The following is a 25,185-nucleotide window of genomic DNA, read 5'->3' as shown; positions in this document are numbered from 1 at the left end:
GCCGCCGACCCGATGGGTCGACGGCTCTTGTCGTTCGTGGACTGCTTAGCGGGCCTCGTCGGCCTCGACTGCGGCACCGGCCTTGTCGAGATCCTCATCGAGGTCCTCGTCGTCGCTGAGATCGCGGGGCTTCACGTACGGATCGGCGTCGCCGGCGTACTCCGCCGTGCTCGCCTGCTCCGTCGTGGCAGTGTCGCGCTCGCGAGCCTCCTTGAGCAGACCCTCGATGAGGGCCGCGTTCTCGGGGATCGCGTCGAGCTGGAACTGCAGGCTCGGCGTGAGCCGTGCCGTGATGTTCCGTCCGACCTCACTGCGCAGCATTCCCGTCGCGGCGGCGAGGGCGGCAGCGGTGTCCGCGCGTTCCTCATCCGTGCCGTAGACCGTGTAGAACACCGTCGCGTGCTGGAGGTCGCCCGTCACCTGGACGTCGGTGATGGTGACGAACCCCATGCGGGGATCACGCACGCCGCGCTCGAGGCGCTTGGCGATGATCACCTGGATGCGGTCGGCCATCTTCCTGGCGCGTGCCGGATCAGCCATGTCGTACTCCTCTCCACGGAAGCCACAGGGTGGGGGCCGGACCTGGGTCCGACCCGCCACGCACTGAGACTAGACCCGCGGCTTCTCCTTGAGCTCGATGGTCTCGATCTCGTCGCCGATCTGGATGTCGTTGAACTTGCCGAGACCGATACCGGCCTCGAAGTCCGTGCGCACCTCGGTGACGTCGTCCTTGAAGCGACGCAGCGACTCGATCGCGAGGTTGTCCCCCACGACCACGCCATCGCGGATGACGCGGGCCTTGGCGTTTCGAGTGATCGTTCCCGATCGCACGATGACACCGGCGATGTTGCCGAACTTCGAGGAGCGGAACACCTCGCGGATCTCGGCGACACCGGACTGGACCTCTTCGTACTCGGGCTTGAGCATGCCCTTGAGCGAGCTCTCGATTTCGTCGATCGCGTTGTAGATGACCGAGTAGAAGCGGATGTCGACGCCCTCGCGAGCGGCGCGCTCGCGCGCCTTCGTGTCGGGACGCACGTTGAAGCCCACGATGATCGCGTTGTCGATCGTGGCCAGGTTGACGTCCGACTCCGTGATCGCACCGACACCGCGGTGGATGATGCGGAGCTGCACGCTGTCGTCGACCTCGATCTTGAGCAGCGACTCCTCGAGTGCCTCGACGGCACCGGAGACGTCACCCTTGATGATGAGGTTGAGCGACTCGACCTTGCCCTCTTCGAGTGCACGGGTGAAGTCCTCGAGCGAGATGCGCTTGCGGGCCTTGGCCAGCTGGGCGTTGCGCTCGGCGGCTTCGCGCTTCTCGGCGATCTGACGCGCGGTGCGGTCCTCCTCTGTCACCAGGAAGGTGTCACCGGCGCGAGGAACGCTCGAGAGGCCCTGAACCTGCACCGGACGCGACGGGAAGGCCTCGAGCACGGCGTTGCCGTCCTCATCTGCCATCGCACGAACGCGACCGTAAGCGGTACCGGCGACGATCGAGTCACCGACGCGGAGCGTACCCGACTGGATGAGCACGGTCGCGACGGCGCCGCGTCCCTTGTCGAGCTTGGCCTCGATGGCCACACCGCGGGCGTCCTTGTTCGGGTTCGCGCGCAGGTCGAGTCCGGCATCCGCTGTGAGCAGCACGGCGTCCAGGAGGTCCTGGATGCCGATGTCGTTGCGGGCCGACACGTCGACGAAGATGACCTCTCCGCCGTACTCCTCGGCGACCAGGCCGAACTCGGTGAGCTGCTGGCGCACCTTCTGCGGGTTGGCGTCGGCCTTGTCGATCTTGTTGACCGCGACCACGATCGGCACGTTGGCCGCCTGGGCGTGGTTCAGGGCCTCGATCGTCTGCGGCATGATGCCGTCATCGGCCGCGACCACGAGGATCGCGATGTCGGTGACCTGCGCACCACGAGCACGCATGGCGGTGAACGCCTCGTGGCCCGGTGTGTCGATGAAGGTGATGGCGCGCTCGTGGCCCTCGTGCTCGGTCCAGACCTGGTAGGCACCGATGTGCTGGGTGATGCCACCGGCCTCGCCCTCGACGACGTTCGCCTTGCGGATGGCGTCGAGGAGGCGCGTCTTACCGTGGTCGACGTGACCCATGACGGTGACGACGGGCGGACGGATCTCGAGGTCCTCGTCGCCCTCGCCGTCGAGCTCGGCATCGAGGTCGATGTCGAAGCCCTCGAGCAGCTCGCGGTCCTCTTCCTCGGGCGAGACGATCTGGATCTTGAAGCCCAGCTCCTCGCCGAGCACCTGGAAGGTGGCCTCGTCGAGCGACTCGGTCGCCGTGGCCATCTCACCGAGGTGGAACAGCACGGTGACGAGTGCACCGGGGTTGGCGTCGATCTTGTCGGCGAAGTCCGAGATGGATGCTCCACGACGCAGACGAACCGGCGTGGTGCCGTTTCCGCGGGGAACGCTCACGCCGCCGAGCGACGGGGCTTCCCGCATCTCGAATTCGGCCCTCTTCGTACGCTTCGACTTCCGAGCCTTGCTCTTTCCGCCACCGCGACCGAACGCACCAGCGGTTCCACCGCCGGGGCCACGGCCACGACCGCCGCCACCCGCGGGACGCGGGCCGCCGAAGCCGCCACCGGCCCCGGGGGCGCCGCCGCCACCGGGACGCTGGAAGCCGCCACCGGCCGGACGAGCGCCGGCACCGGCACCAGCGCCGCCTGGGCGCTGCTGGAAGCCGGGACGCTGGCCGAAGCCGCCGGGACGCGGGCCCTGGCCGGGTCCGCCGGGGCGCGGCGCGCCGGGACGGGGAGCGGCAGGGCGAGGGATGTTGCCGGGAGTGGGCGCGGGTCGCTGACCCATGCCCTGGGCGCTGGCGAACGGGTTGTTGCCCGGACGCGGGATGTTGGTGGGTCGCTGACCCATGCCCTGGTTCGACGCGAACGGGTTGTTGCCCGGTCGTGCGGCCGGGGGCTTGGGGGCGCCGGGACGCGGAGCCGACGATGCGGCAGCGGCAGCGTCGACCGGTGCGGCCTCGGCTGCGGCCGGAGCAGCAGCCTCGGTCTTCGCGGCAGCAGCAGCTGCAGCGGCGGCCTTCTCGGCTGCGGCCTTCTGCTCGGCCTCGGCCTGACGCTCGGCGACGGTCTTCGGTGCCGTGGGCACCGGGCCAGCCGGTGCGTCGGTCGCAGCCTGTGCCGGAGCCGGGGCAGCCGGGGTCGGAGCCTTCGGTGCAGCCGGAGCCGGAGCCTTCGGTGCGGCCTTGGCAGCGGGTGCTGCCGGGGCTGGGGCGTCGTTCTTGGCGACACCGGCGGCCTCGAGGGCGGCCTTCAGTCGACGAGCGACCGGCGGTGCGATGCTCGACGACGGTCCCTTGACGTATTCGCCCATTTCCTTGAGCTTGTCAAGGGCGATCTTGCTGTCCACTCCGAGTTCGCTTGCGATCTCGTGGACGCGTGGATTTGCAGCCACAATTCTCCTGTTCTGGGCCTGCGCCCGAACAGGGGCAGACCATTAAAGACGGACGGGTCTCATTTCGAGCCGCTCATTAGTTGTCACTCATTAGTGATCACTGTGCCGTTCAGCCTGTTCTCTAAAGGGGATGCATCCAGATTCCCGCTCACCCGCAGTGCACGCCCGAAGGCCCGCTTGCGGAGTGCGAGTTGGAAGCACGAGTCCGTCGGATGCAGCCACGCACCTCGGCCGGGCAGGACGGCGGTCTCATCGACCACGAGTTCTGATTCCCCGGCGACGATCCTCAGAAGTGAGGACCTCGGGGCGCGCGAACGGCATCCGATGCACGTTCTAACGGGTTCCACTTTACACCTATGGGCTGGGGGTCTGCCGTACCGCTACGGCAGGGTCGATCCTGAGGGTCAGTCGTCTTCGAGGATCGAGTCGGGCTGGATGTCGATCTTCGCGCCCGTCAGCTTCGCAGCGAGGCGTGCGTTCTGACCCTCCTTGCCGATCGCGAGCGACAGCTGGTAGTCGGGCACGAGAGCGCGCACGGCCTTGAGCGACGCGTCGACGACGTAGGCACTGGTCACCTTCGCCGGGGAGAGGGCACTGGCGACGAAGGTCGGGAGGTCGTCCGAGTAGTCGACGATGTCGATCTTCTCGTTGTTGAGCTCCGCCGTGACGGCGCGCACACGCTGACCGAGTTCGCCGATGCAGGCGCCCTTGGCGTTCACTCCTGGCTCCATGGCGCGCACGGCGATCTTCGAGCGGTGTCCGGCCTCGCGGGCCAGCGACACGATCTCGACGACGCCGCTGGCGATCTCGGGCACCTCGAGTGCGAACAGCTTGCGTACAAGAGCCGGGTGGGTTCGCGACACGGTGATCTGAGGACCCTTGAGACCCTTCGACACGCTGGTCACGTAGACGCGGATGCGGGAGCCGTGCGCGTAGTCCTCGCCCGGCACCTGCTCCTCGGGTGGCAGGATCGCCTCGACGGTTCCGAGGTCGACGTGGATCATCCGCGGGTTCGGCCCCTGCTGGATCACGCCGGCGACGATGTCGCCCTCACGTCCACGGAACTCCCCCAGGATCGCATCGTCGGCGATGTCGCGCAGGCGCTGGTTGATGACCTGCTTGGCAGCGAACGCGCCGATGCGACCGAAGTCGTCGGGGGTGTCCTCCGCCTCGCCGATGACGTTGCCCTCGTCGTCGGTCTCGGGGATGAAGATCGAGACGTGACCGCTCTTGCGGTTGAGCTCCACGCGGGCGCCGGCCGGGTCGATGTGGCCGTGCGCATTGGGGTTCACGTGCTTCAGGTAGGCCGTGAGGATCGCCTGCTCGATGATGGTGACCAGTTCGTCGAAGGGGATCTCCTTCTCACGTTCCATCAGACGCAGTACGCCGAGGTCGATGTCCATCTCCGGCCTCCTCTATTCAGATCTCGTATTCACTTTTCGCACGACGTGGATGCGTCGAGCCGATCTTCTACGCTACCCGATGCGGAGGCCCTCCGTCACCGGCGATCAGCCCAGCGCGTCAGCGACCTCGGTGATGGCGACGGGAGTGCGCTCCCCCGTCGCTCGATCCCACAGCTCCACGACGCCTTCGGCGACACCGCGCCCGGCGATCACGATCTTCGGGATGCCGATGAGCTCCGCGTCGCCGAACTTCACACCGGGAGAGACCTTGGGGCGGTCGTCGTAGAGCACGGAGCGTCCCGTCGCCTCGATGGCGGCGCAGACCTGCTCCGCCGCGGAGTACGCGGCGGGGTCCTTGCCTGTCGCCAGGACGTACACGTCGAAGGGCGAGACGGCAGCGGGCCACACCAGGCCCTTGTCGTCATTGTTGCCCTCGGCGATGATCGCGAGAATGCGGGTCACGCCGATGCCGTAGGAACCCATCGTGACGGTGACGAGCTTGCCGTTCTCATCGAGCACCTTGAGTCCTAGGACCTCGGCGTACTTGCGGCCGAGCTGGAAGACGTGGCCGATCTCCATGCCACGGGCGAGCTCGACAGGGCCGGATCCGTCCGGAGCCGGGTCGCCGGGGCGCACCTCCGCGGCCTCGACGGTGCCGTCGGCGATGAAGTCGCGACCGGCCACCAGGCCGAAGACGTGCTTCTGGTCGAGGTTCGCGCCGGTGATCCACTCCGTGCCGTCGACGACGCGGGGATCGAGCAGGAACCGGATGCCCGATGCCGACGTCTCGCCGAGCACGGCGCCCGTCGGCGACCAGGGTCCGATGTAGCCCTTGACCAGTGCGGGGTTCTTGGCGAAGTCGGCCTCGGTCGCCGGCTCGGCCTCTGCCGGGGCGAACGCCACCTCGACGCGCTTCATGTCGACCTCGCGGTCGCCGGGCAGGCCGATGGCGACCAGTTCCCGGGTGCCGTCGAGGTGCGTGAGAGCCAGCACGACGTTCTTGAGGGTGTCTGCCGCCGTCCACGCCCGACCGTCGGGACGGGGGTACTCGGCGTTGGCGAGATCGACCAGGGTCGCGATGGTGGGCGTGTTCGGCGAGTCGAGGACGACCGCAGCGGGCAGGCCGTCGATGGGGAGGGCATCCGGCACCTCGGTGACGTAGGCCTCGACGTTGGCCGCGTATCCGCCGGCCGACCGCACGAAGGTGTCCTCGCCGACGACGGTCGGGTGCAGGAATTCCTCGCTCTTCGAGCCGCCCATGGCTCCGGCGTCGGCCTTCACGATGACGTACTCGAGTCCGAGGCGCGTGAAGATGCGCTCGTAGGCGTCGCGCTGGGCCTGGTAGCTCGCGTCGAGGCCGGCATCCGTGTAGTCGAAGGAGTACGCGTCCTTCATGGTGAATTCGCGGCCGCGGAGGAGGCCCGCGCGGGGTCGCGCCTCGTCGCGGTACTTGTCCTGGATCTGGTAGATCGACAGCGGCAGGTCCTTGTACGAGCTGTAGAGGTCCTTCACGAGCAGGGTGAAGACCTCCTCGTGCGTCGGCGCGAGCAGGTAGTCGGCACCCTTGCGGTCCTGGAGGCGGAAGAGTCCGTCGCCGTACTCGGTCCAGCGGCCCGTCGCCTCGTAGGGCTCACGCGGCAGCAGGGCCGGGAAGTGCACCTCATGGGCACCGGCGTTCGTCATCTCCTCGCGGATGATGCGCTCGATCTTCTCTTTGACCCTGAGGCCGATCGGCAGCCAGGCGAACACGCCGGGGGCCTGACGTCGGATGTAGCCGGCCCGCACGAGGAGGCGGTGGCTCGTCACCTCGGCGTCGGAGGGGTCTTCGCGGAGGGTGCGGAGGAAGTAGTTGGTCAGACGTGTAGGCACCCGGTCAGTTTACGCAGTGACGGATGCCGCCCGATCTCAGTCTGCGACGCCGGCCATCACGGCGACGGCGAGGGCGCCGAGCTGGTCCGTGCCGTACCCGCCGCTGGCCGTGGCGAGGTTGACCCCGTCGGTGACGTAGAGGGTGTCGGTCTCGAAGTCATCCGCACCCGGCACGAGGACGGCCCTGACGGCGCCGGGAACGTCGACGGCCACGGCACCCGGAAGGGCCGCCTGCTCGTCCACTGCCCACCAGGCGCCGGGAAGCAGGCCGATCTCGGCCATCGTCCCGTCGCCCTCCCAGAAGCAGGCGCTGTAGTCCGCGGCTCTCAGGGAACCGTAGAACCCCGGCCCGGCCTCGCCAGGCACATTGCCCGGGGTCGGTTCGAGGTCCGAGCCGAGCAGGGCCGTCGTGTCGACGCGTTCGCCGAGGATCTCGCACTCCGGCACGTCATCCCAGGTGCCGTCGATCCGGGTCGGGGCGACGGCGTCGTTGGCCGCAGCCCTGGCCCCGAAGGCGGCCACCAGATCGTCGATGGCGACCATCGGGTCGATACCGGAGTCGTCTGGGGTGGAGACCACCCCGGCGTACCACCAGTCGCCGACCGTGGTGCTGAAGGAGCAGGCGCCGTAGCAGTATGGCTGGCCGAGGCTCACGTCGTCGATGATGTCCTGACCGGCTGTCGCGACGGGGACGACGGTCACCCAGACGCCATCGCTTCTTTCATTGCTCCACGTGCACCGGATGCCGCCGAGTCCGCGAATCGCCCAGTCCGCATAGCCGGCATCCGCCGGGGATGGCAGCAGCAGCACCGACGGGCCGCCGGTGGCATCGGAGATCTCGGCCTCCGTGGCCACGACGGAGCAGTCGCCCCCGAATGCCGCGGCGGGGGCGGTGGGGACAGCGACGGCCGGCGTGACGACGGCCGGCGTCGGGCGCGGGGCGGGAGCATTCGAGACGACGGGCTGCATCGGCTCACTCGTCGAGGTCGTGCAGCCGGAGAGTGCCGCGGAGAGGAGCACGGCCACGACGCCGGCGATGAGAGTCTTCACGATCGTGACGCTACCAACGAGAACGGGAGCGGCCTGAACCGCTCCCGTCTCGATCGTGCATCGCCGCCACCCCAGAAGAGGTGGCGGCGGGATCTCACCGAATCAGTCGGCGAGGATCAGGTAGAGGGCACGACGCGCCTCGTCGAGCTTCTCGACCGCGGCGGTGCGCTGGGCATCCGTCGCGCCGTGCCGGAACTGACCGACGACCCCCATGAGTCGGCCGACGCTCTCGAAGAGCTCCGTGGCCGATTCGCTGGGACGCGGAACCGAGGCCCACGCCTTCTCGAGGTCTTCGGTGTTCTCGGCGACGTAGGAGCGACCCTCGTCGGTCAGGCCGAACTCGGTGCCGCGGCCCTCGCCCTTCGGGATGATGAGTCCCTCGTCGACGAGCTGCTGCAGCGTCGGGTAGACCGATCCGGGGCTGGCACGCCAGCCGCCGTCGGTCTTCTCGCCGATCGCCTTCATGATGGCGTAGCCGTTCAGTGACTCGGTCTCGCCGAGCAGCGACAGGATCGCCGCCCTGATGTCGCCCTTCGGGCGACGCCGACCTCCGCCGGGTGCGCCCCAGGCTGCACCCCATGGTCCGAATCCGCCGGGGCCGAAGCCCGGGCCGAATCCGCCGCGGCCGCGGCCGCGGGGGTCGTCGTGGTGGAACCGGGCGCCCTCGGGGAACTGGCGGCCGGTCTTGCTGATGTGTTCGAAATGTTCGCGTTTCATGAGCGCTTGCATCCTTCCTCCCGACGAGCGGGACAGGTGATGGCTCTGGAAGAGTCGTCGTTGAACTTCAACGATGGGTTAACGATATATCGAAGAATGATCTCTTGTCAACTTCGCATGATCATGTGAGGTCTCTCATCGGCGCGGGGCGACGCAGGTCGCGATAATTGGCGGGTGGAGTCGATCCGACTGCGTGATGTCGCGCGCTCGGTGCGCATGCGCATCGTCGTGTCGATCCTCGTCGTCACGGCCCTCGGGATGACCGTCGCCGGCGTGGTCACGATCTTCGTGCAGCGGGAACGGGTGCTCGCCCAGATCGACTCCCGACTCGCTGCGACGGCCGACGACATCAGGTTGGCGGCGACGACGGGCGATGCAGAAGGCGGACTCCCCTCGAGCGTGCGGGACCTTCTGACCACGGCGATGGCCAGGGTCATCCCCGACACCAACGAGAGCACTCTCGGCATCATCGACGGCGCCGCAGCCCTGGTGCCAGCGGCCGACCTGCCCTTCCGGCTCGACGACGATCCCGCGTTCCTCGCCCGCGTGCTCTCCGACTCCCGCAGCGACCAGGCCGTGGTCGGAACCATCGACGCCGACGCCGGGACCCTGCGCTACGTCGTCGTTCCGGTCTCGATCGAGGGCGATCCCCAGACCGGCCTCTACGTGGCGGCCTACAACGTGAGCGCCGAGCTCGCCGAGGTGCGCGATGCCTTCACCACCTACGCCGTCGTCGCATCCGGAGCCCTCTTGGTGATCGCGCTCGTGGGCTGGTTCGTCTCCGGCCGGCTGCTTCGACCGATCCGCTCGGTGACCGAGACCGCAGCACGCATCTCGGTCTCCGACCTGTCCGAGCGCATCCCGGTGTCGGGCACAGACGACGTCTCCGACCTGACCAGAACCGTGAACACCATGCTCGACCGCCTCGAGAACAGCTTCCTCGGCCAGCGCCGCCTGCTCGACGACGTCAGCCACGAGCTCAAGACGCCGCTCACCATCGTCCGCGGTCACCTGGAACTGATGGACCCCGATGCGCCGGACGACGTTCGAGCCACCCGCGACATCGCCATCGACGAGCTCGATCGCATGGACACTCTGGTCGTCGACATCGGGCTGCTCGTGAAGAGCAGCAACCCCGACTTCGTGCGCCCCGCCCCCACCGACATCGCCGAACTCACCGAGATGGTGCATCAGAAGGCGTCGATGCTGAGCGGCACGCACGCGTGGCTGCTCGGCGAGGTGGCCGAGGTGGAGGCATCCGTCGATGCAGCCCGCCTCACCCAGGGCTGGCTGCAACTGGCCGACAATGCGGCGAAGTACTCCGCCACATTCACGCCGATCGAGATCGGGTCATCGGTGGTGACGGATGCCTCGGGCAGGCCGGCCGTCGAACTGTGGGTGCTCGACGAGGGCGTCGGCATTCCCGACGAAGCGCGCGAGCGGATCTTCGATCGCTTCATCAGGGTGCAGGAGGGCAGGGGCATCGAGGGTTCAGGGCTCGGCCTCGCCATCGTTGCGGCGATCGCCGAGGCCCACGACGGTTCCGTGCTGCTCGAGAGCACTCTCGGCTCCGGGTCCCGGTTCGCGATCCGACTGCCCCTCGTCGACGGGCAGGTGCCTCGGCCCGACCCCGGCGCCGGCGACACCGGGGTCGCTGTCGGCCCCGCCGAATCCGGGGCCGACTCCGGACCCGTGCAGACCCCAGAGGCCGCATCCCCCGACGGCGACCCACTCGGCGCGCTCGACACTGGGGTCGACTTCGACGCCATCATCGGGCCGGGAGCCTCGTCCGGCAAGGGGCGCCGCCGATGAGCCGCATCCTGATGGCGGAAGACGAGCAGCGCATCTCCTCGTTCGTCGAGAAGGGACTGCGCGCTGCCGGCTACGAGGTCGAGACCGTCGCCGACGGCGTGTCGGCCATGGCCGAGGTGAGAGGTGGCGGCTTCGACCTGGTGCTGCTCGACATCGGGCTCCCCCGCCTGGACGGATTCGAGGTGCTCAGGATGCTCCGAGCAGAGGGCATCGGGGTTCCGGTGATCATCCTGACGGCGCGCGACTCCGGCCGCGACACCGTTGCCGGCCTCGAGAGCGGCGCCAACGACTACATGGCCAAGCCGTTCCGCTTCGACGAGTTGCTCGCCCGCATCCGCGCCCGGCTGCGCGACGCGATGCCGACGACGGATGTCCCCCTCCTCGTGGCCGGTGACCTCGAGCTCGACGTTCGCGGTCGGCGCATCACCGTGGGCGGCGCGACCATCGAGCTGTCGGCGCGGGAGTTCGCCCTCGCCGAGGAGTTCCTGCGCAATCCGGACAGGGTGCTCAGCCGGGACGAACTGCTGCGCACGGTGTGGGGCTACGACCACGACCCCGGCACCAACGTCGTCGACGTGTATGTGAGGTATCTCCGCAACAAGATCGGGGTCGGCTACTTCCAGACCGTGCGCGGACTCGGCTATCGCTTCGCGCCTCTCGGCGGGCGCCCGTGATCGCGCCGGGCGACGGGTGGAACGCCGAGCGAGGCTCAGTCGCCGCGTCCGTCGCGCCCGTCGCGCCCGGACCAGCCGCGATCGTTCCCACGGTCACGGTCACGGTCACGGTCGCGGTCTCCGCGGTCCTCGCGTTCGCCGCGATGGGCGTCGCGAACGAGTCCGTCGCCGTCGCCGACACGGCCGTCCCGATCGCCGCCGTCCCGATCAAGGCCGTCGAATCGCTCGCCTCCACCACTCCCGTCGACCTCGGTGCCGGCATCCTCAGCGACCGCGCCTGACGTCGACGCCGGGCTTCGGTCGGTCGGCTCGTCCTGCGGGATCGTGGTCTCGCCCTGCGGCACAGCGCTCTCGGGCGTCGGCACCGATGGCTGCACCGGAGGTTCCGTCGCGGAGGTCGTGGCGTCCTCAACGCCGCGGGTACCGTCGCCCGGGGCGGAATCGACGCGACCCTGGCCGTCGGGGGCTGGCCCGGCTCGATCGGGAGCGGATTCAGCAACGGGAACCGGATCGGCCACGACGGGCACGACCGCTGGTGGAGCCTCCGGCTCGGGGTCCGGCTTCGGAGTGGGCTCGGCGGCGGGCTTCTCCCCCGTCACGGCGTCGACGCCGATCGTCTGGGCGGGAGACTCCCCCACCTCGAACGCATTCTGCAGCGCGACGAGGCCGGCGGACAGACCGCTCACGACGAGGACACCACCGGCAGCGATGGCGATGGCCGCAGCGGACTTGAACACTGATGGCCTCCTCGCCTCCGAATGCAGTCCTTCCACCCTGAGCCGTGCGAGCCGGTGGGGCAACCCCCTGGGCGGTGAGAGTGTTCTCACGGCGGTCAGGACGCTGTGCCCGGCGCGGTCAGTCGAGGAGAGGCGCGAGGAGTTCGCCGAGGGCTCGTTCGGTCTCGCCCGGGGTGAGGCCGCCGTCGAAGCGCAGGATGCGCCAGGTCGTCGCATCGCAGACGGCCACGATCTGGGCCAGTCGCAGCCGGCGGGTCTGGGCGTCGAGGCTGGGGTCCAGGTGGCGCTCGAAGGTGCGTCGGCACCAGTCGACGTGGTACGCCCGTCCTCGAGCGACGAGTTCCGCGAGACCGGGAACCAGCGGCGCCTCGGAATAGGTCTTCAGGATCAGTTCGGCGTACACCTCGTAGTGCTCGACGAGGGCCGTCACGGTTCTCGCGACCGAGTCGTGCTCTGCAGCGTCGCGGGCGGCGACGATCCGTCCGAGCTCGCGCCCCACCACCGCGGTCATGAGACCCGCCTTGCCGTCGAAGCGTCGGATGACAGTCTGCACGCTCACGCCTGCATCCGCCGCTATGTCGTCGAGCCGGATGCGCTCGTAGGGCGTATCGCGGAGGCGGGCGAGCATGGCATCGACGATGCGCTCCCCGGTCTGCTCCGCCGACTCCGCCCGTGCGGCCATGCGGTACTCCCTGGCGCCGCCCGACTCTCGCGCTTTCATGTAAATCAGGCTAACATCAACTTTCATGTCAACCTCACTAACTCCGAATTACCGCCTGCAGACCTTCCCCACTCGACTCGGACGACTCTCGGTCCGTCTCGTCGGACCCGACGACGGAGACCCGACGGTCCTGTGGTCCTCCATGTTCGTCGACAGTCACACCTGGGACGGGATGCTGCCGCTTCTTCTCCGTGCCTGCCCGACCAGGCTCTTCGTGCTGATCGATCCCCCCGGGCTCGGCGTGAGCGAGCCGCTCCGCCGACGCAGCACCATCGCCGAGGCCGCGGGGGCCGCTCGCGACGTCCTCGAGGCGCTGGGCGATCGCCCTGTCGACTGGGTGGGCAATGCCTTCGGCGGTCACGTCGGCTACGAGCTCGCGGTCGAACCCGGGGTGCTGCGCTCTCTCGTGGCCATCAGCTCTCCCGTCGAGGCCATCTCACCTCGATTGCGGAGCCGGATCGAACTGCTCGCACCGCTTCTGCGCGTTGCCGGGCCCGTCGGACCGGTACGGTCGGCCGTGATCGACGCGATGCTGACCGAGAAGTCAGCCGGGAATCCCGCTCGTCGAACTCTCGTCATCGAGAGCCTGCTGCGTCCCGGCCGGCGCAGCATGAGCTTCGCCCTGCGGTCGTTCATCCTCGATCGGGTCGACGTCTCGCACCTCATGCCGCGCATCGGAGTGCCGAGCCTCTTCGTCGCCTCGGACGATCGGGGCGACTGGAGCCCGGCCGATGCCGAACGGTCAGCTGCAGCCGCCGGGTCTCTCGTGCGGTCGGTGACGGTGACGGGCGCCCGCACCCTGGTTCCGCTCGAACAGCCCGAGGCCATGACGGCCGAGCTGGTGGCCTTCTGGAACGAGCTGGCGACGACCTGAGCCCGACGCAGCACCGCAGCCGCTCAGCGGCCGGGGCTCGGCAGCCGAGACGGCGCGCAGCGAAGCCGAGGGGGCGTCAGCCCACCGACACGACGGGTGCACCCGTCGAGGTGTCGCTGGCCGGCATCTCCGCGGCGAGGCGGTTGGCCTCGGCGATGAGGGTCGCCACGATCTCGGACTCGGGGACGGTCTTGATGACCTCGCCCTTGACGAAGATCTGGCCCTTGCCGTTTCCGGATGCCACTCCCAGGTCTGCCTCGCGCGCTTCGCCCGGCCCGTTCACGACGCAGCCCATGACCGCGACGCGGAGCGGAACGCTCATCCCCTCGAGCCCGTCGGTCACGTCGTTGGCCAGCTTGTAGACGTCGACCTGGGCGCGGCCGCAGCTCGGGCAGGAGACGATCTCGAGCTTGCGCTCGCGCAGGTTGAGCGACTGCAGGATCTGCAGACCGACCTTGACCTCCTCGACCGGCGGCGCGCTGAGCGAGACGCGGATGGTGTCGCCGATGCCCTCGCCGAGCAGGATGCCGAACGCCGTCGCGCTCTTGATCGTTCCCTGGAACGCAGGTCCGGCCTCGGTCACGCCGAGGTGGAGCGGCCAGTCGCCGCGCTCGGCGAGCAACCTGTACGCCTTCACCATGATGATCGGGTCGTTGTGCTTCACCGAGATCTTGAAGTCGTGGAAGTCGTGCTCCTCGAACAGGCTTGCCTCCCAGACGGCACTCTCCACGAGCGCCTCCGGAGTCGCCTTGCCGTACTTCTGCAGCAGGCTGGGCTCGAGTGAGCCGGCATTGACGCCGATGCGGATCGAGACGCCTGCCGCCTTGGCCGCTGCGGCGATCTTGCCGACCTGGTCGTCGAACTTGCGGATGTTGCCCGGGTTCACCCGAACAGCGGCACAGCCGGCATCGATGGCCTGGAAGACGTAGTTCGGCTGGAAGTGGATATCGGCGATCACCGGGATCTGGCTCTTCTTGGCGATGATCGGCAGTGCCTCGGCGTCGTCGCGGCTCGGCACGGCGACGCGCACGATGTCGCACCCTGACGCCGTGAGCTCGGCGATCTGCTGCAGGGTCGCGTTGATGTTCGGCGTCGGCGTCGTAGTCATCGACTGCACGCTCACCTGGGCGTCACCGCCGACGAGCACCTTCCCCACCTTGATCTGGCGGGACTTGCGTCGCGGGGCCAGGACTTCGGGGACTTTGGGCATTCCGAGATTCACAGCGGGCACGGTGCAATCCTACGCGGCGCTCGCTGGACACCCGCTGCGCGGCGCAGATAGCCCGCATCCGGGATATCGTCGAAGGAGGCCGCAGACCGGCCGCACAACGAAGGAGTTGCGATTCATGAGCACGACCCAGGTCGTCATCCTGTCCGGTTCGCGTACCCCGCAGGGACGGGTCAACGGGCAGTTCTCCGCCCTCTCGGCGGTGCAGTTGGGAACCATCGCCATCCGCGACGCGATCGAGAAGTCGGGCGTCGACGTGAACGACATCGACCAGGTGCTGATGGGCCAGGTGCTGCAGGCCGGTGCCGGGCAGAACCCGGCCAAGCAGAGCGCCGTCGCCGCCGGCATCCCGTGGAGGGTGCCCGCCATGACGCTCAACAAGGTGTGCCTCTCCGGGCTCGCCGCGGTCATCGACGCCGCCAGGCTGATCCGGCTGGGCGAGGCGTCCGTCGTCGTCGCCGGTGGCCAGGAGTCCATGACCAACGCCCCGCACCTGCTGCCGGGATCCCGCCGCGGCTGGGCATACGGGGATGTCACGATGGTCGACCACGCCGCATTCGACGGACTGACGGATGCCTTCGACAGGGTGTCGATGGGCGCGTCGACCGAGGAGCACAACGGCCCACTCGCCATCAGCCGTGTCGACCAGGACGCCGTCGCAGCGGCCTCCCACCAGCGCGCGGGCGCCGCCATCGAAGCCGGGGTGTTCGCCGACGAGATCGTCGCCGTCAGCGTCCCGCAGCGGAAGGGCGACCCCGTTCTCGTCACGACGGACGAGGGTGTGCGTCCCACGTCCACCGTCGAGACCCTGGCCGGCCTGCGTCCGGCGTTCTCCTCGAGCGGCACCATCACCGCCGGCAACTCCTCGCCGCTCTCCGACGGCGCCAGCGCACTGGTCGTGGCGAGCCGGGACTACGCCGAGTCGCATGGCCTCAGCTGGCTGGCCGTCATCGAGGCATCCGGGCACGTCGCCGGGCCGGACAACTCGCTGCACTCGCAGCCCTCCAACGCCATCGCGGCGGCTCTCACACGGCAGGGCTGGGAGGCGTCGGACCTCGACCTCGTCGAGATCAACGAGGCTTTCGCGGCCGTGGCCGTGCAGTCGACGCGCGATCTCGGCATCGATGCCGAGGTCGTCAACGTGCACGGTGGAGCCATCGCCCTCGGACACCCGATCGGGGCGTCGGGCGCCCGGCTGGCCCTGCACGCCGCCCACGAGCTGGCTCGTCGCGGGTCGGGACGTGCCGCGGTCGCCCTGTGCGGTGGCGGCGGCCAGGGAGACGCCCTGCTCCTGTCACGGTGAGAGACCCGCTCCTCTCGCCATGAGAGGTCCGGCGCCGGGCTCAGGTGAGGTCGCGCAGCCGCGCCGCCACTGTTTTGTCCGTTCCCTCTCGACGCTCGGATCCGACGGCGATGACGAGCAGCACGGCGCCGGCCGTGGCCAGGGTGATCCACCACGGCAGCGACTGGATGTCGCGTCCGAGCTGAACGGCGAAGACGAGCACGTTCTCGACGGGAAGCACCACGAGTCCGATGACGAATGGTGCCGCGAGCTTGCGGCGTGCTCCGACGAGGATGGCGACCAGCGCGAGCGCTATCACGAGGATGGCGCGCCAGGTGGTCGGATCGGTGACTGTCGCGAGCATCGAGGGCACGAAGAGGACGACCAGCCCCGGACCGAGCAGGCGCCACGAACCGCTGACGCCCGTCGGCCAGGCATTCAGACGGGTCAGGGCGCGCCCCGTCGTCGGCGGGCTCGGCGGGGCGGCTGCATCCGTGGCGTGCTGGCTCATGCCCACGATGCCGGCGAGCAGCAGGCCCAGCGCCAGCGGGATGGAGAATCCCTCCACGCGCAGGATCTCGCGTTCGCTCCAGCCGGCGACGGCCGTGCACCAGGCGATGGCCCAGAGGAACCAGATCGGCGGCAGGGTCGTCGTTTTCGACCGTGACCGCACGGCCGTGATCACGACGAGTGCGAGCAGGAGCACGGAGAGAGTCCACAGCGTCCAGATCGAGAACGCGTCGTCGCGCACCGCGGTGATGGGACCCGCGACGAGGTAGACGGGTGCCGCGGCGAAGACCCAGCGCGACGTGGCCCCCGCACGCACCAGGAGCCACCCTGCAGCCGTGGCGAGCAGGCAGGCCGCGATGGCGTACGCGAGAACCGTGACCATCAGTGCGGCCGCAGTGCTGCCGGGAAGTGCATCGGATTCGAGACCGTAGCGGATGCCCTGCACGGCGCCGGCGCCTGACGCGACGATGGCGATGACCGCCACGGGCCTGCCGAGGGCGGCCAGACGTGTGCCGGGCTCCCCGGCGGGGCGGGTGATGATCGCGAGGAAGACGAGAAGCACGCCCGCCGCTGCGAACAGGGCGAGCGCTCGCCATGGGACAGCAGCGTCGACACCCGAGCCCGACACCGCCAGGGCTGCGAGCGACGGGACGACGGCGCTCGCCAGGCCCGTCGTGGCGAGCGGGACACCCCGCCTGCCTCTGGACACGAGGATCGTGCCCACGAGAGCGGCGACCAGCGCCGGGGGAAGCACATAGGGTTCGACGATGTCGACGCCGGCCATGGCCCAGCGGCACCACAGCGCACCGGTCCAGGCCGCGGCGGCGATCCACCAGCCGTAGCGACGCACCCACAGGCCCGTGGCCGCCGCGCCGATGCCGATCACGAGCAGAACCACGAAGGCGGTCTCGAGTCCGGCGACGCCCACGAGAGCGATGAGCACGGCGAGGGCACCGGTGAGCAGCGCCGACCCCTCGATCGCCAGACGCACCGCGCGAGCCTCGCGCCGGGCTGATCCCGCCCGCTCGAGTGCCGCCTGGATGACACCGGTGCTCGGAAGCACGGCGGCCACGAGAACCGCGATGATCGGCAGGGCGACGGGTGATCCGCTCGTCGGGAGGAACGCCGCGCAGAGGCACACGACCACCACGGCGAGCGCCGGCACGATGACCGCCGCAGCGATGGCACGGACGACGACGGTGAGGCCGGGGCGCCGGGTGGTGGTGAGGGCGAAGGCGAGCAGGGCCGTCACTCCGGTGGACAGAGCGGTCCAGGCGCTGCGCTCCTGCAGCACCCCGGCGATGCCGACGAGGAACGGAACACTGGTCACGATCAGCACCGCGTACCAGGTGCCGGGACGCAGCCATCCGGTGAGGGTCGCGGCGAGCGCGGCGAGGGCCCCGACGGTGGTGGTGAGGCAGAGCACCGGCACGGTGTCGAGGCCGGTGAGGTCGAGGGCCAGGCCGGTCACCACCAGGGCGTAGGCGAACCCGACGCCCATGTGCCCTGGACGGATCCGCACCGGAACCGTCTGGGCGAGCAGGGCGGTGAGCCCGACGGCGATGGCACCCGCCACGACGGCGAGCCTCTGCTCCGGCCACGACAGCACGACGGCGAGGACGAGGACGATGTGGCCGCCGACGATCCCCGGAAGCCGCAACGCGAGCCTGGAGTCGCGCACCCGCGGCACGAACAAGAGAACGGCTCCGGCGAGCGCGGCGAGGGCCAGCGCCTCGGCCGATCGCGCCCACGGCTGCAGCTGCGACCAGGCTGGGAAGGTCACGACTCCGACGGCAGCGATCCAGCGTGCGGCGACGAGCGGATCCGCCAGGACGGGCCACCGCTCGCCTGGGGACAGGCGGGCAGCTCCCCAGATGGCGAAGCCGACGAGGGTGAGGCCGATCATCGCGGCGAGCTGCTCCGTGGCGTAGCCGCCGAACACGGTTGCCCCGAGCACGGAGTACTCGGACGGCTCCAGAGCCCCGTCGCCGATGACCGTCGCCAACGCTCCACCGAGGGCGATGGCGACCGCCGGAACGGCGAACAGCACCGTGGTCACCAGCGCACCGGCGCGCAGTGCGGCACGGACGACGGATGCCCCCGTCGGAACGACGCTGACGGCGACGAGCACGACGCCCCCTGCGACGGGAACGAGGGCCGGCCACCAGCGGCCGTCGCCGAGATCGGGGGCCTGCACCAGCACGGCGAGGGCACCGGCCCCCAGGACACCGGCCAGGGCGCTCCAGAATCGGGCGGGGCCCGACCGAGCGCTGAGGAAGGCCAGTGCGGCGAGGGCGGCGTAGGCGGCGGCGATGCCGACGGCGGTGGCCGCTCCCGAAGCACCGCTCACGAACGCGACCCACGGCGCCTGGACCACGACGACAGCCACGACGAGCACCTGCAGCACCTGAAGCGTCAGCCGATCGGTCTGGAGAGCACTGGAGAAGCGCGCCCGCAGACGTCGGACGAGCAGCTGCAGCATGACCGCGGCGAACCCGACACCCAGGTGGCCGATGACGGCCCACCCGGAAACGTCTCCGAGACCGGCATCCGGACCCGCCCCCGCGTAGCCGAGGAAGGCCGGAACGACAGCCGTGCCCACGAGGCCGGCCCACAGCCAGGTGCGCAGTCTCGTGCTCACGGCCACGGCGATCATGGCACCGGAGGCCACGAGCAGTCCGAGGGCGGCGAACCACCAGCCGCTCACGCTCGCGGGTGCCAGCTCGGAGAACGCCCAGACGTCGAGCGCGACGAAGACCATTCCGAGCCCGCCGATCGACTCGGAGGAGAAGGTGAGGCCCCGCCTGCCCAGCAGCCAGGCTCCGCCGAGGAAGGCCGCGGTGCAGGCGGCGATGATGACGGTGCGCGCCCCGAAGCCCAGATCGGGGTTGAGGAAGGTGAAGACGATCGCCGCGACGGCGACGAGACCGGCACCGGCGACGGCGAGCACCGACTGCAGGCTGATCTGGGAGTCGAATCGGGTTCGGGGCCCGGCGCCTCCGGATGCGACGACACCGGATGCGACGACACCGGATGCGACCGGCGCCGGTGCGGTGGACATCGCCACCCCGGAAGCCACGGCCGGCGCTGAGGAGACCCCGCCGACGGGGACCGGCGCCGCCTGAGGCGGGCCGGCTGTCCTGGTCACGGCATCCGGGATCGCGGAGATGGATGCGGCACGGCGCTCGATGGCGAAGGCCGCCTTCTGCGACCAGGCCCAGGCGTCCTGGGCGGCGGCACTGCCGAGGTCGGCCCCGCAGCTCGGGCACACGGCGACTCCCACGATCGCGGCACCGCATCGCGGGCAGATCGTGGGGTCGAGCAGGTACTTCGCCGCATCATCGCTCCAGGCCATGCCGGCGAGCCTAGCGGCGCCCTGTACCGGTGCCGGTCGACGACACCGCCCCAGTGCAGGGAGTCGGGGTCTGCCCTGAGGTCAGCCGAAGATGTTGATGGGCTTGACGATGTCGGCGTAGACGAGCAGCAGGCTCATGCCGCCGAGGATGATGACGACGGCGAAGGTGAGCGGCATCAGCTTGGCGATATCGACAGGACCCGGGTCGCGGCGCCCCGTCAGCTTCGCGAAGCCGCGACGGATCGCCTCCCAGAGGGCACCGGCGATATGGCCGCCGTCGAGCGGAAGCAACGGCACGAGGTTGAACACGAACAGAGCGACGTTGAGCGAGGCGATGAGACCGATGAGACTCGCGGCCTTCGACTGCAGCGGGATGGTGTCGATGCTGGCGATCTCGCCGGCCACCCGACCGACGCCGACGACGCTGATCGGGCCGTTCGGGTCGCGCTCGCCCGTGCCGAAGGCCGCCTGCGCGATACCCACCATGCGCTCGGGCAGGTTGATGATGATGTGCGCGACACCCGCGATGTTCTCGCCGACGGCCGGAAGCACCGCCGTCGCAGGCTGCGGAACGAGTTCGCTCGCCGGGCCGATCCCCACGAAGCCGTAGGTCGCGGTCTCCGGCTTGCCGTCAGCATCGAGCACGTTCTTGCCTGCGTCGTCGTAGACGTAGCGCTCGGCCGGCAGCGGAGTCACTGTGAGGGTCTTCTCGGAACCGTCCCGTTCGACGACGACGCTGAGCGCCTGGCCGGACGAGCCGCGGATGATCGCGGTGGAGGCGTCCCAGCTGGTCACGGGCTCGCCGTCGATGGAGACGAGGCGATCCCCGGGCAGGAGACCCGCAGCCGCGGCCGGAGACGGATCGTCCGTCGCCTCGCAGGTCTGCCGTTCGCTGGTGGCCGGGAGCACGCACGTCGACACGCTGCCCACCGTCGTCGACGCCTGCGCGGTGCCGAAGCCCATGAGCAGCACGGAGAACAGCACGACGGCGATCACCAGGTTCATGAACGGGCCGCCGAACATGATGATGATGCGCTTCCACACGGGGAGCAGATAGAACGCGCGGTGCTCGTCGCCCTCGGTGATGGTCTCGGCGCTCGCGGCCCGGGCATCGGCGGCCATCCGGCCGAAGTAGCCGTCCTTCTCGGCCTCGCGGGCATCGATCCTGTCGTCGAAGGCCTCGGTGAGAGGCCCGGAGTCGGTTCGGCCCTCCTGCACCAGCGTCTGGAAGAAGCCAGTTCCGCCCTCCCGCACCTTCTCGCCCTTGTGCGGCGGGAACATTCCGATCATGGAGATGTAGCCGCCCAGCGGCAGCGCCTTGACGCCGTACTCGGTCTCGCCGCGACGGGCGGAGAAGATGGTCGGCCCGAAGCCGATCATGTACTGAGTGACCTTGACCCCGAAGAGCTTCGCCGGAACGAGGTGCCCCACCTCGTGCAGCGCGATGGAGACGGCGAGGCCCAGCGCCACGATGACGACGCCGAGGATGAAGGGCAGCACGGTTTCCACTCGCTCAGAGTAGCCTCGCCAAGCTTGGAAGGGGCTGGTGGCCGGCTGGACACCTTCGCTACTGTCGACGGATGCGTCACCTCGTCGTCGGGCACGGACTGATCGGCTCCCTCCTCACCCGAGAGCTTGTGGCGCGAGGCGACGAGGTCACCGTGGCGACGCGCGACGGTCGGCCGGTGCCCGGGGCCGGATCGGCCAGAGCCGATGCGTCCGACGCGGTCGCGCTGGGCGCAGCTGCCGCAGGTGCCGACACGATCTTCCTGGTGACCAATCCGCCCTACGACCGCTGGAGTGAGCAGTGGCCGCCGATCTTCGATGCGGCCATCTCCGCGGCGGCGGCATCCGGAGCGGCGCTGGTGGTGATGGGCAACCTCTACTCCTACGGCGTGCCGACAGGACCGATGACCGAGAGCTCGCCGGAGACGACGACCGAGACCAAGGGCCTGGTGCGCCGGGAGGGCTGGCGCCGGGTGCGGGAGGCAACGGAGCAGGGGCGGATCCGGGGCGTCGAGGTGCGGGCGAGCGACTACTTCGGGCCGGGTGCCGGCCGCACCGCGCACCTCGGGAGCGACTTCCTCGGCCCGGTGCTGGCGTCGAAGACAGCCCGCATCGTCGGCGACCCCGATGCCCTGCACAGCTGGAGCTACCTGCCCGACATCGTGTCGACACTCATAGCGGCGGCCGATCACACCGGAGCGTGGGGCCGCGTCTGGCACGTGCCCAGCGGTGAGCCGCGCACCAGGACGGCGATCGCCGCCGACGTGAACTCGCGCTGGGGCTCGACCGGCAGCATCCGTCCCTATCCGACGGCCATGCTGAAGGCACTCGGTCTGGTCAACGGCGAGATCCGGGAGATCGTGGCGTCGAGCTACCAGTTCCGAACGCCGTTCGTCATCGATTCGACGGAGACGGAACGGATGCTCCGCGTGGCGGCCACGCCGTGGCCCGAGGCTCTCGCCACGACAGTGGAGTCCCTCCGCGCCGCACGCTGACCCTCCTGCTGTCCGGGGCTCGGCGACGGGACCGTCAGCCGGCGATGATCGCGTCGGCGGCGGCGCGGGCGTCGAGCTCGGCCTGCGCCAGCGACTCGCGGGTGAGGCTGCCCGACTCCGGGGCGTAGGCGTCGATGACGCGCTCAACGGTGTCGACGATGTCGAGGAAGCCGATGCGGCCGGCGTGGAACGCGTGCACGGCCTGCTCGTTGGCGGCGTTGAAGACCGCGGGGTAGGTTCCGCCGGCGCGCCCCACCCTCTTCGCGAGGGCGACCGCCGGGAACGCGACCTCGTCGAGCGGGGCGAAGGTCCAGCTGTGCGCTGCGGTCCAGTCCAACGGAACGCCGACTCCGGCGACGCGGTTCGGCCAGTCCAGCCCCAGCGAGATGGGCAGGCGCATGTCGGGTGGCGACGCCTGGGCGATCGTCGAACCGTCGACGAATTCGACCATGGAGTGGATGACGGACTGCGGGTGCACCGTCACCTCGATGGAGTCGTACGGCACGTCGAACAGCAGGTGCGCCTCGATCACCTCGAGTCCCTTGTTCACGAGCGTCGCGGAGTTGGTCGTGACGACGAGGCCCATGTCCCAGGTCGGATGGGCGAGCGCGTCGCGGGGCGAGGCATCCGTCATCTCGGCCCGGGAGCGGCCGCGGAACGGTCCCCCGGATGCCGTGAGAACCAGGCGGCGCACCTCGCTCGGAGCACCGGCGAGGAGCGCCTGCGCGATGGCGGAATGCTCGGAGTCGACGGGCACGATCTGGCCGGGTGCCGCGATGGCCTTCACCAGGGCGCCGCCGACGATCAGCGACTCCTTGTTCGCGAGGGCCAGGGTGCGCCCGGTCTCGAGGGCCGCCAGGGTCGGCCCCAGGCCGATGGAGCCGGTGATGCCGTTGATCACGACGTCGGCATCGACAGTGCGCACCAATTGCTCGGCCTCGATCTCGCCGAACGCCGTGTGCTCGACGCCGAAGGCGGCGGCCTGCTCGGCGACGACGGCACGGTTCGAGCCCGCGGCGAGCCCGACCACCTCGAAGCTGTCGCGATGGGCGCCGATGACGTCGAGCGCCTGGGTGCCGATGGAGCCCGTCGAGCCGAGGATGATGATCCGCTTCACCTGCGTCACTCTACGCGGCCACCGGCGCATGCTCACCGGCGCATGTATTTCCGACTACGGTGAACGGATGGCCGACGAGGACACGACGACACCGCAGCCGATTCACCGGCCGGGCTTCGTGTACGCACTCTGCAAGGCCCTGCTGTGGCCGATCGTCTGGCTGTACTTCCGGCCGAGGGTGAGCGGACGCGCCAACGTCCCCCGCACCGGACCGGTCATCTTCGCCAGCAACCACCTCTCCTTCATCGACAGCATCGCCATTCCGAGCGTCGCGCCGAGGCGTCTGCAGTTCATGGCCAAGTCGACCTACTTCCAGGGCACGGGCATCGGCGGCGCCATCACGCGCCGGTGGTTCACCTCGATCGGCGTGGTGCCCGTCGAGCGCGGCGCCGGCGCCGCAGGCCAGGAGTCACTCGAGATCGGCACGCGCATCCTCGAGAGCGGAGGGGCCTTCGCGCTCTACCCGGAGGGAACCCGTTCCCTCGACGGCAGACTCTACAAAGGCCGCACCGGCGTGGCCTTCCTCGCTCTCACGACGGGGGCGACGGTGGTTCCCGTCGGCCTCCTCGGCACCGACAAGATCCAGCCCGTCGGCACGAAGTTCCCGCGTCCGCACCGCTTCACCGTGGCATTCGGCGAACCGCTCGACCTGAGCGTGCACGGAAACCCGGACTCCGGGCGGGCCAGACGGCACGCGACGGACGAGATCATGGCCGCCATCCACTCCCTCAGCGGGCAGGAACTGGCGAACGCCTACAACGAGTCGCCGCAGCACGGCGTCGCGAAGCTGGTCGATCGCGTGCTCCCCCGCGAGCGTCGCTGAGTCTTCCGTCAGCCGACGCCGTTATGGTCGAACGGTGACCAGCCCGCCCCGCTCCCTCCTGCACCGCATCGGCGCCGTCGTGGCCGCCGTCGTCCTGGCGGGCATCGTCATCGCCGGCTCCCCCGCTCCCGGAGCCGTGGCCGGCGGATACGCCGCCGCGGGGCCGGCTGCGAGCCTGGGTGCATCGACTCTCGCGATGGCGCAGTCGCATCCGTTCTACGCGGCCGCGGTCGGTGCGGAGCAGACCGACGGCGACGACTTCGATCCCGGCCTCATCATCAGCGACTACAACTTCTTCAACAGCGCTGCCATGACCGAGGAGCAGGTGCAGGACTTCCTCGACTCCGCCCCGTGCAAGCCGCGCGACGACTCGCCGTGTCTTCTGGACTTCACCCAGGACACCACCTTCCAGGCGGCCGTCGAGCGCGGCCACTGCGATGCCTACCTTCCCGGCCAGGACGAGTCGGCAGCTCGCATCATCACCAAGGTCGCCGCAGCCTGCGGTGTCAGCCCGCGCGTGCTGCTGGTGCTCCTGCAGAAGGAGCAGTCGCTGGTCACCAGGCCGAACGCCTCGGGCTACCTCAGGGCGACGGGCTACGGATGCCCGGACACCGCGGACTGCGACCAGAAGTACTTCGGCTTCTTCAACCAGGTGTACAACGCCGCCTGGCAGTTCCGGCAGTACACGCAGCATCCCGATCGCGCCTTCAGGATCGGAGAGGTCCCCGTCGGCTTCAACCCCGACACCGGCTGCGGGTCGACGGTGGTGAAGGTCGTCAACCAGGCGACGGCGAACCTCTACAACTACACGCCGTACCAGCCCAACAAGGCGGCACTGGCCGACCTGAAGGGCGAGGGTGACGGATGCTCCACACACGGCAACCTCAACTTCTGGCTGCTGTACTCGAAGTGGTTCGGAGCTCCCGACACCGAGCCGTATCCGACTGTCTTCGGCCCCTGCGCCAACCTGGTCGGCGGGCAGCCGTGCGCTTCCCCGCGCTGGGTGCTCGACGACGTGGAGGATGTCGAGGCCCGCTGAGTGTCACGCGCACGCTCCGCTCGGTGAGGCCCGAACGA

20 protein-coding genes are annotated in these 25,185 nt (G+C 69.6%); 7 read left to right on the top strand and 13 right to left on the bottom strand.

Going from position 1 to position 25,185, the window contains the following annotated elements; translation table 11 throughout:
* Positions 1-45: 45 nt before the first annotated feature.
* The 7 genes from rbfA to ASC59_RS01410 form a co-directional block, all read right to left on the bottom strand.
* On the bottom strand, positions 46-540 hold the full coding sequence (gene rbfA / locus ASC59_RS01435; protein WP_055817694.1) for a 30S ribosome-binding factor RbfA: 495 nt from the start codon (positions 538-540) through the stop codon (positions 46-48).
* 69 nt (positions 541-609) lie between these two features.
* Positions 610-3,435: a translation initiation factor IF-2 gene (gene infB / locus ASC59_RS01430; protein ID WP_055817691.1), complete on the bottom strand. Its 2,826-nt coding sequence runs from the start codon at positions 3,433-3,435 to the stop codon at positions 610-612.
* Positions 3,436-3,518: 83 nt separating this feature from the next.
* Complete coding sequence (locus ASC59_RS16895) at positions 3,519-3,782, bottom strand: YlxR family protein (protein ID WP_082513326.1); 264 nt, start codon at positions 3,780-3,782, stop codon at positions 3,519-3,521.
* Between the two features lie 57 nt (positions 3,783-3,839).
* Entirely contained in the window at positions 3,840-4,838 is a 999-nt protein-coding gene (gene nusA / locus ASC59_RS01425; protein ID WP_055817689.1) for a transcription termination factor NusA, read from the bottom strand.
* A gap of 105 nt (positions 4,839-4,943) precedes the next feature.
* The gene (locus ASC59_RS01420) at positions 4,944-6,707 is read right to left on the bottom strand and encodes a proline--tRNA ligase (protein WP_200942285.1); all 1,764 of its coding nucleotides are present in this window, start codon (positions 6,705-6,707) and stop codon (positions 4,944-4,946) included.
* A gap of 36 nt (positions 6,708-6,743) precedes the next feature.
* On the bottom strand, positions 6,744-7,757 hold the full coding sequence (locus ASC59_RS01415) for a hypothetical protein (protein ID WP_055817687.1): 1,014 nt from the start codon (positions 7,755-7,757) through the stop codon (positions 6,744-6,746).
* Between the two features lie 102 nt (positions 7,758-7,859).
* Entirely contained in the window at positions 7,860-8,474 is a 615-nt protein-coding gene (locus ASC59_RS01410) for a PadR family transcriptional regulator (RefSeq protein ID WP_055817686.1), read from the bottom strand.
* A gap of 174 nt (positions 8,475-8,648) precedes the next feature.
* Between ASC59_RS01410 and ASC59_RS01405 the strand changes: the two genes are divergently transcribed.
* Together ASC59_RS01405 and ASC59_RS01400 are read left to right on the top strand one after the other, a co-directional pair.
* Positions 8,649-10,286 carry a sensor histidine kinase gene (locus ASC59_RS01405; protein WP_055817684.1) on the top strand — a complete coding sequence of 546 codons (1,638 nt, stop codon included), beginning with the start codon at positions 8,649-8,651 and terminating at the stop codon, positions 10,284-10,286.
* The gene (locus tag ASC59_RS01400) at positions 10,283-10,960 is read left to right on the top strand and encodes a response regulator transcription factor (protein ID WP_055817681.1); all 678 of its coding nucleotides are present in this window, start codon (positions 10,283-10,285) and stop codon (positions 10,958-10,960) included. Before ASC59_RS01405 ends, ASC59_RS01400 begins: the two co-directional genes overlap by 4 nt.
* 35 nt (positions 10,961-10,995) lie before the next feature.
* Here ASC59_RS01400 and ASC59_RS01395 read toward each other — a convergent pair whose 3' ends face one another.
* Positions 10,996-11,697, bottom strand: a complete 702-nt coding sequence (locus tag ASC59_RS01395) for a hypothetical protein (RefSeq protein WP_055817680.1) — start codon at positions 11,695-11,697, stop codon at positions 10,996-10,998.
* 118 nt (positions 11,698-11,815) lie between these two features.
* Positions 11,816-12,418 carry a TetR/AcrR family transcriptional regulator gene (locus ASC59_RS01390; protein WP_162243162.1) on the bottom strand — a complete coding sequence of 201 codons (603 nt, stop codon included), beginning with the start codon at positions 12,416-12,418 and terminating at the stop codon, positions 11,816-11,818.
* Positions 12,419-12,443: 25 nt separating this feature from the next.
* Here ASC59_RS01390 and ASC59_RS01385 point away from each other — a divergent pair, with 25 nt between their 5' ends.
* The gene (locus ASC59_RS01385) at positions 12,444-13,292 is read left to right on the top strand and encodes an alpha/beta fold hydrolase (RefSeq protein ID WP_055817676.1); all 849 of its coding nucleotides are present in this window, start codon (positions 12,444-12,446) and stop codon (positions 13,290-13,292) included.
* Between the two features lie 76 nt (positions 13,293-13,368).
* On the opposite strand, the gene ispG is transcribed toward ASC59_RS01385, so the two are convergent.
* The gene (gene ispG / locus ASC59_RS01380; protein ID WP_200942283.1) at positions 13,369-14,523 is read right to left on the bottom strand and encodes a flavodoxin-dependent (E)-4-hydroxy-3-methylbut-2-enyl-diphosphate synthase; all 1,155 of its coding nucleotides are present in this window, start codon (positions 14,521-14,523) and stop codon (positions 13,369-13,371) included.
* A gap of 115 nt (positions 14,524-14,638) precedes the next feature.
* Between ispG and ASC59_RS01375 the strand changes: the two genes are divergently transcribed.
* A complete protein-coding gene (locus ASC59_RS01375; RefSeq protein WP_055817672.1) occupies positions 14,639-15,823 on the top strand; it encodes an acetyl-CoA C-acetyltransferase in 1,185 nt (394 codons plus the stop codon).
* Between the two features lie 40 nt (positions 15,824-15,863).
* Here ASC59_RS01375 and ASC59_RS01370 read toward each other — a convergent pair whose 3' ends face one another.
* Positions 15,864-19,667 (bottom strand): SCO7613 C-terminal domain-containing membrane protein, encoded by a 3,804-nt coding sequence (locus ASC59_RS01370; protein ID WP_055817670.1) that lies wholly within the window; start codon positions 19,665-19,667, stop codon positions 15,864-15,866.
* A gap of 81 nt (positions 19,668-19,748) precedes the next feature.
* Entirely contained in the window at positions 19,749-21,176 is a 1,428-nt protein-coding gene (locus tag ASC59_RS01365) for a M50 family metallopeptidase (protein WP_200942281.1), read from the bottom strand.
* A 71-nt stretch (positions 21,177-21,247) separates the two neighbouring features.
* Between ASC59_RS01365 and ASC59_RS01360 the strand changes: the two genes are divergently transcribed.
* Positions 21,248-22,168 carry an NAD-dependent epimerase/dehydratase family protein gene (locus ASC59_RS01360; protein ID WP_055817667.1) on the top strand — a complete coding sequence of 307 codons (921 nt, stop codon included), beginning with the start codon at positions 21,248-21,250 and terminating at the stop codon, positions 22,166-22,168.
* 34 nt (positions 22,169-22,202) lie between these two features.
* Here ASC59_RS01360 and ASC59_RS01355 read toward each other — a convergent pair whose 3' ends face one another.
* A complete protein-coding gene (locus ASC59_RS01355; protein WP_055822625.1) occupies positions 22,203-23,285 on the bottom strand; it encodes a 1-deoxy-D-xylulose-5-phosphate reductoisomerase in 1,083 nt (360 codons plus the stop codon).
* A gap of 67 nt (positions 23,286-23,352) precedes the next feature.
* Between ASC59_RS01355 and ASC59_RS01350 the strand changes: the two genes are divergently transcribed.
* On the top strand, positions 23,353-24,108 hold the full coding sequence (locus ASC59_RS01350) for a lysophospholipid acyltransferase family protein (protein ID WP_055817665.1): 756 nt from the start codon (positions 23,353-23,355) through the stop codon (positions 24,106-24,108).
* 34 nt (positions 24,109-24,142) lie between these two features.
* Positions 24,143-25,147: a hypothetical protein gene (locus tag ASC59_RS01345; RefSeq protein ID WP_055817663.1), complete on the top strand. Its 1,005-nt coding sequence runs from the start codon at positions 24,143-24,145 to the stop codon at positions 25,145-25,147.
* Positions 25,148-25,185 lie beyond the last annotated feature (38 nt).

It is taken from the genome of Leifsonia sp. Root1293 (genome assembly GCF_001425325.1).
Taxonomy (GTDB): domain Bacteria; phylum Actinomycetota; class Actinomycetes; order Actinomycetales; family Microbacteriaceae; genus Orlajensenia.
This window is presented reverse-complemented; position numbering and strand designations above follow the sequence as displayed.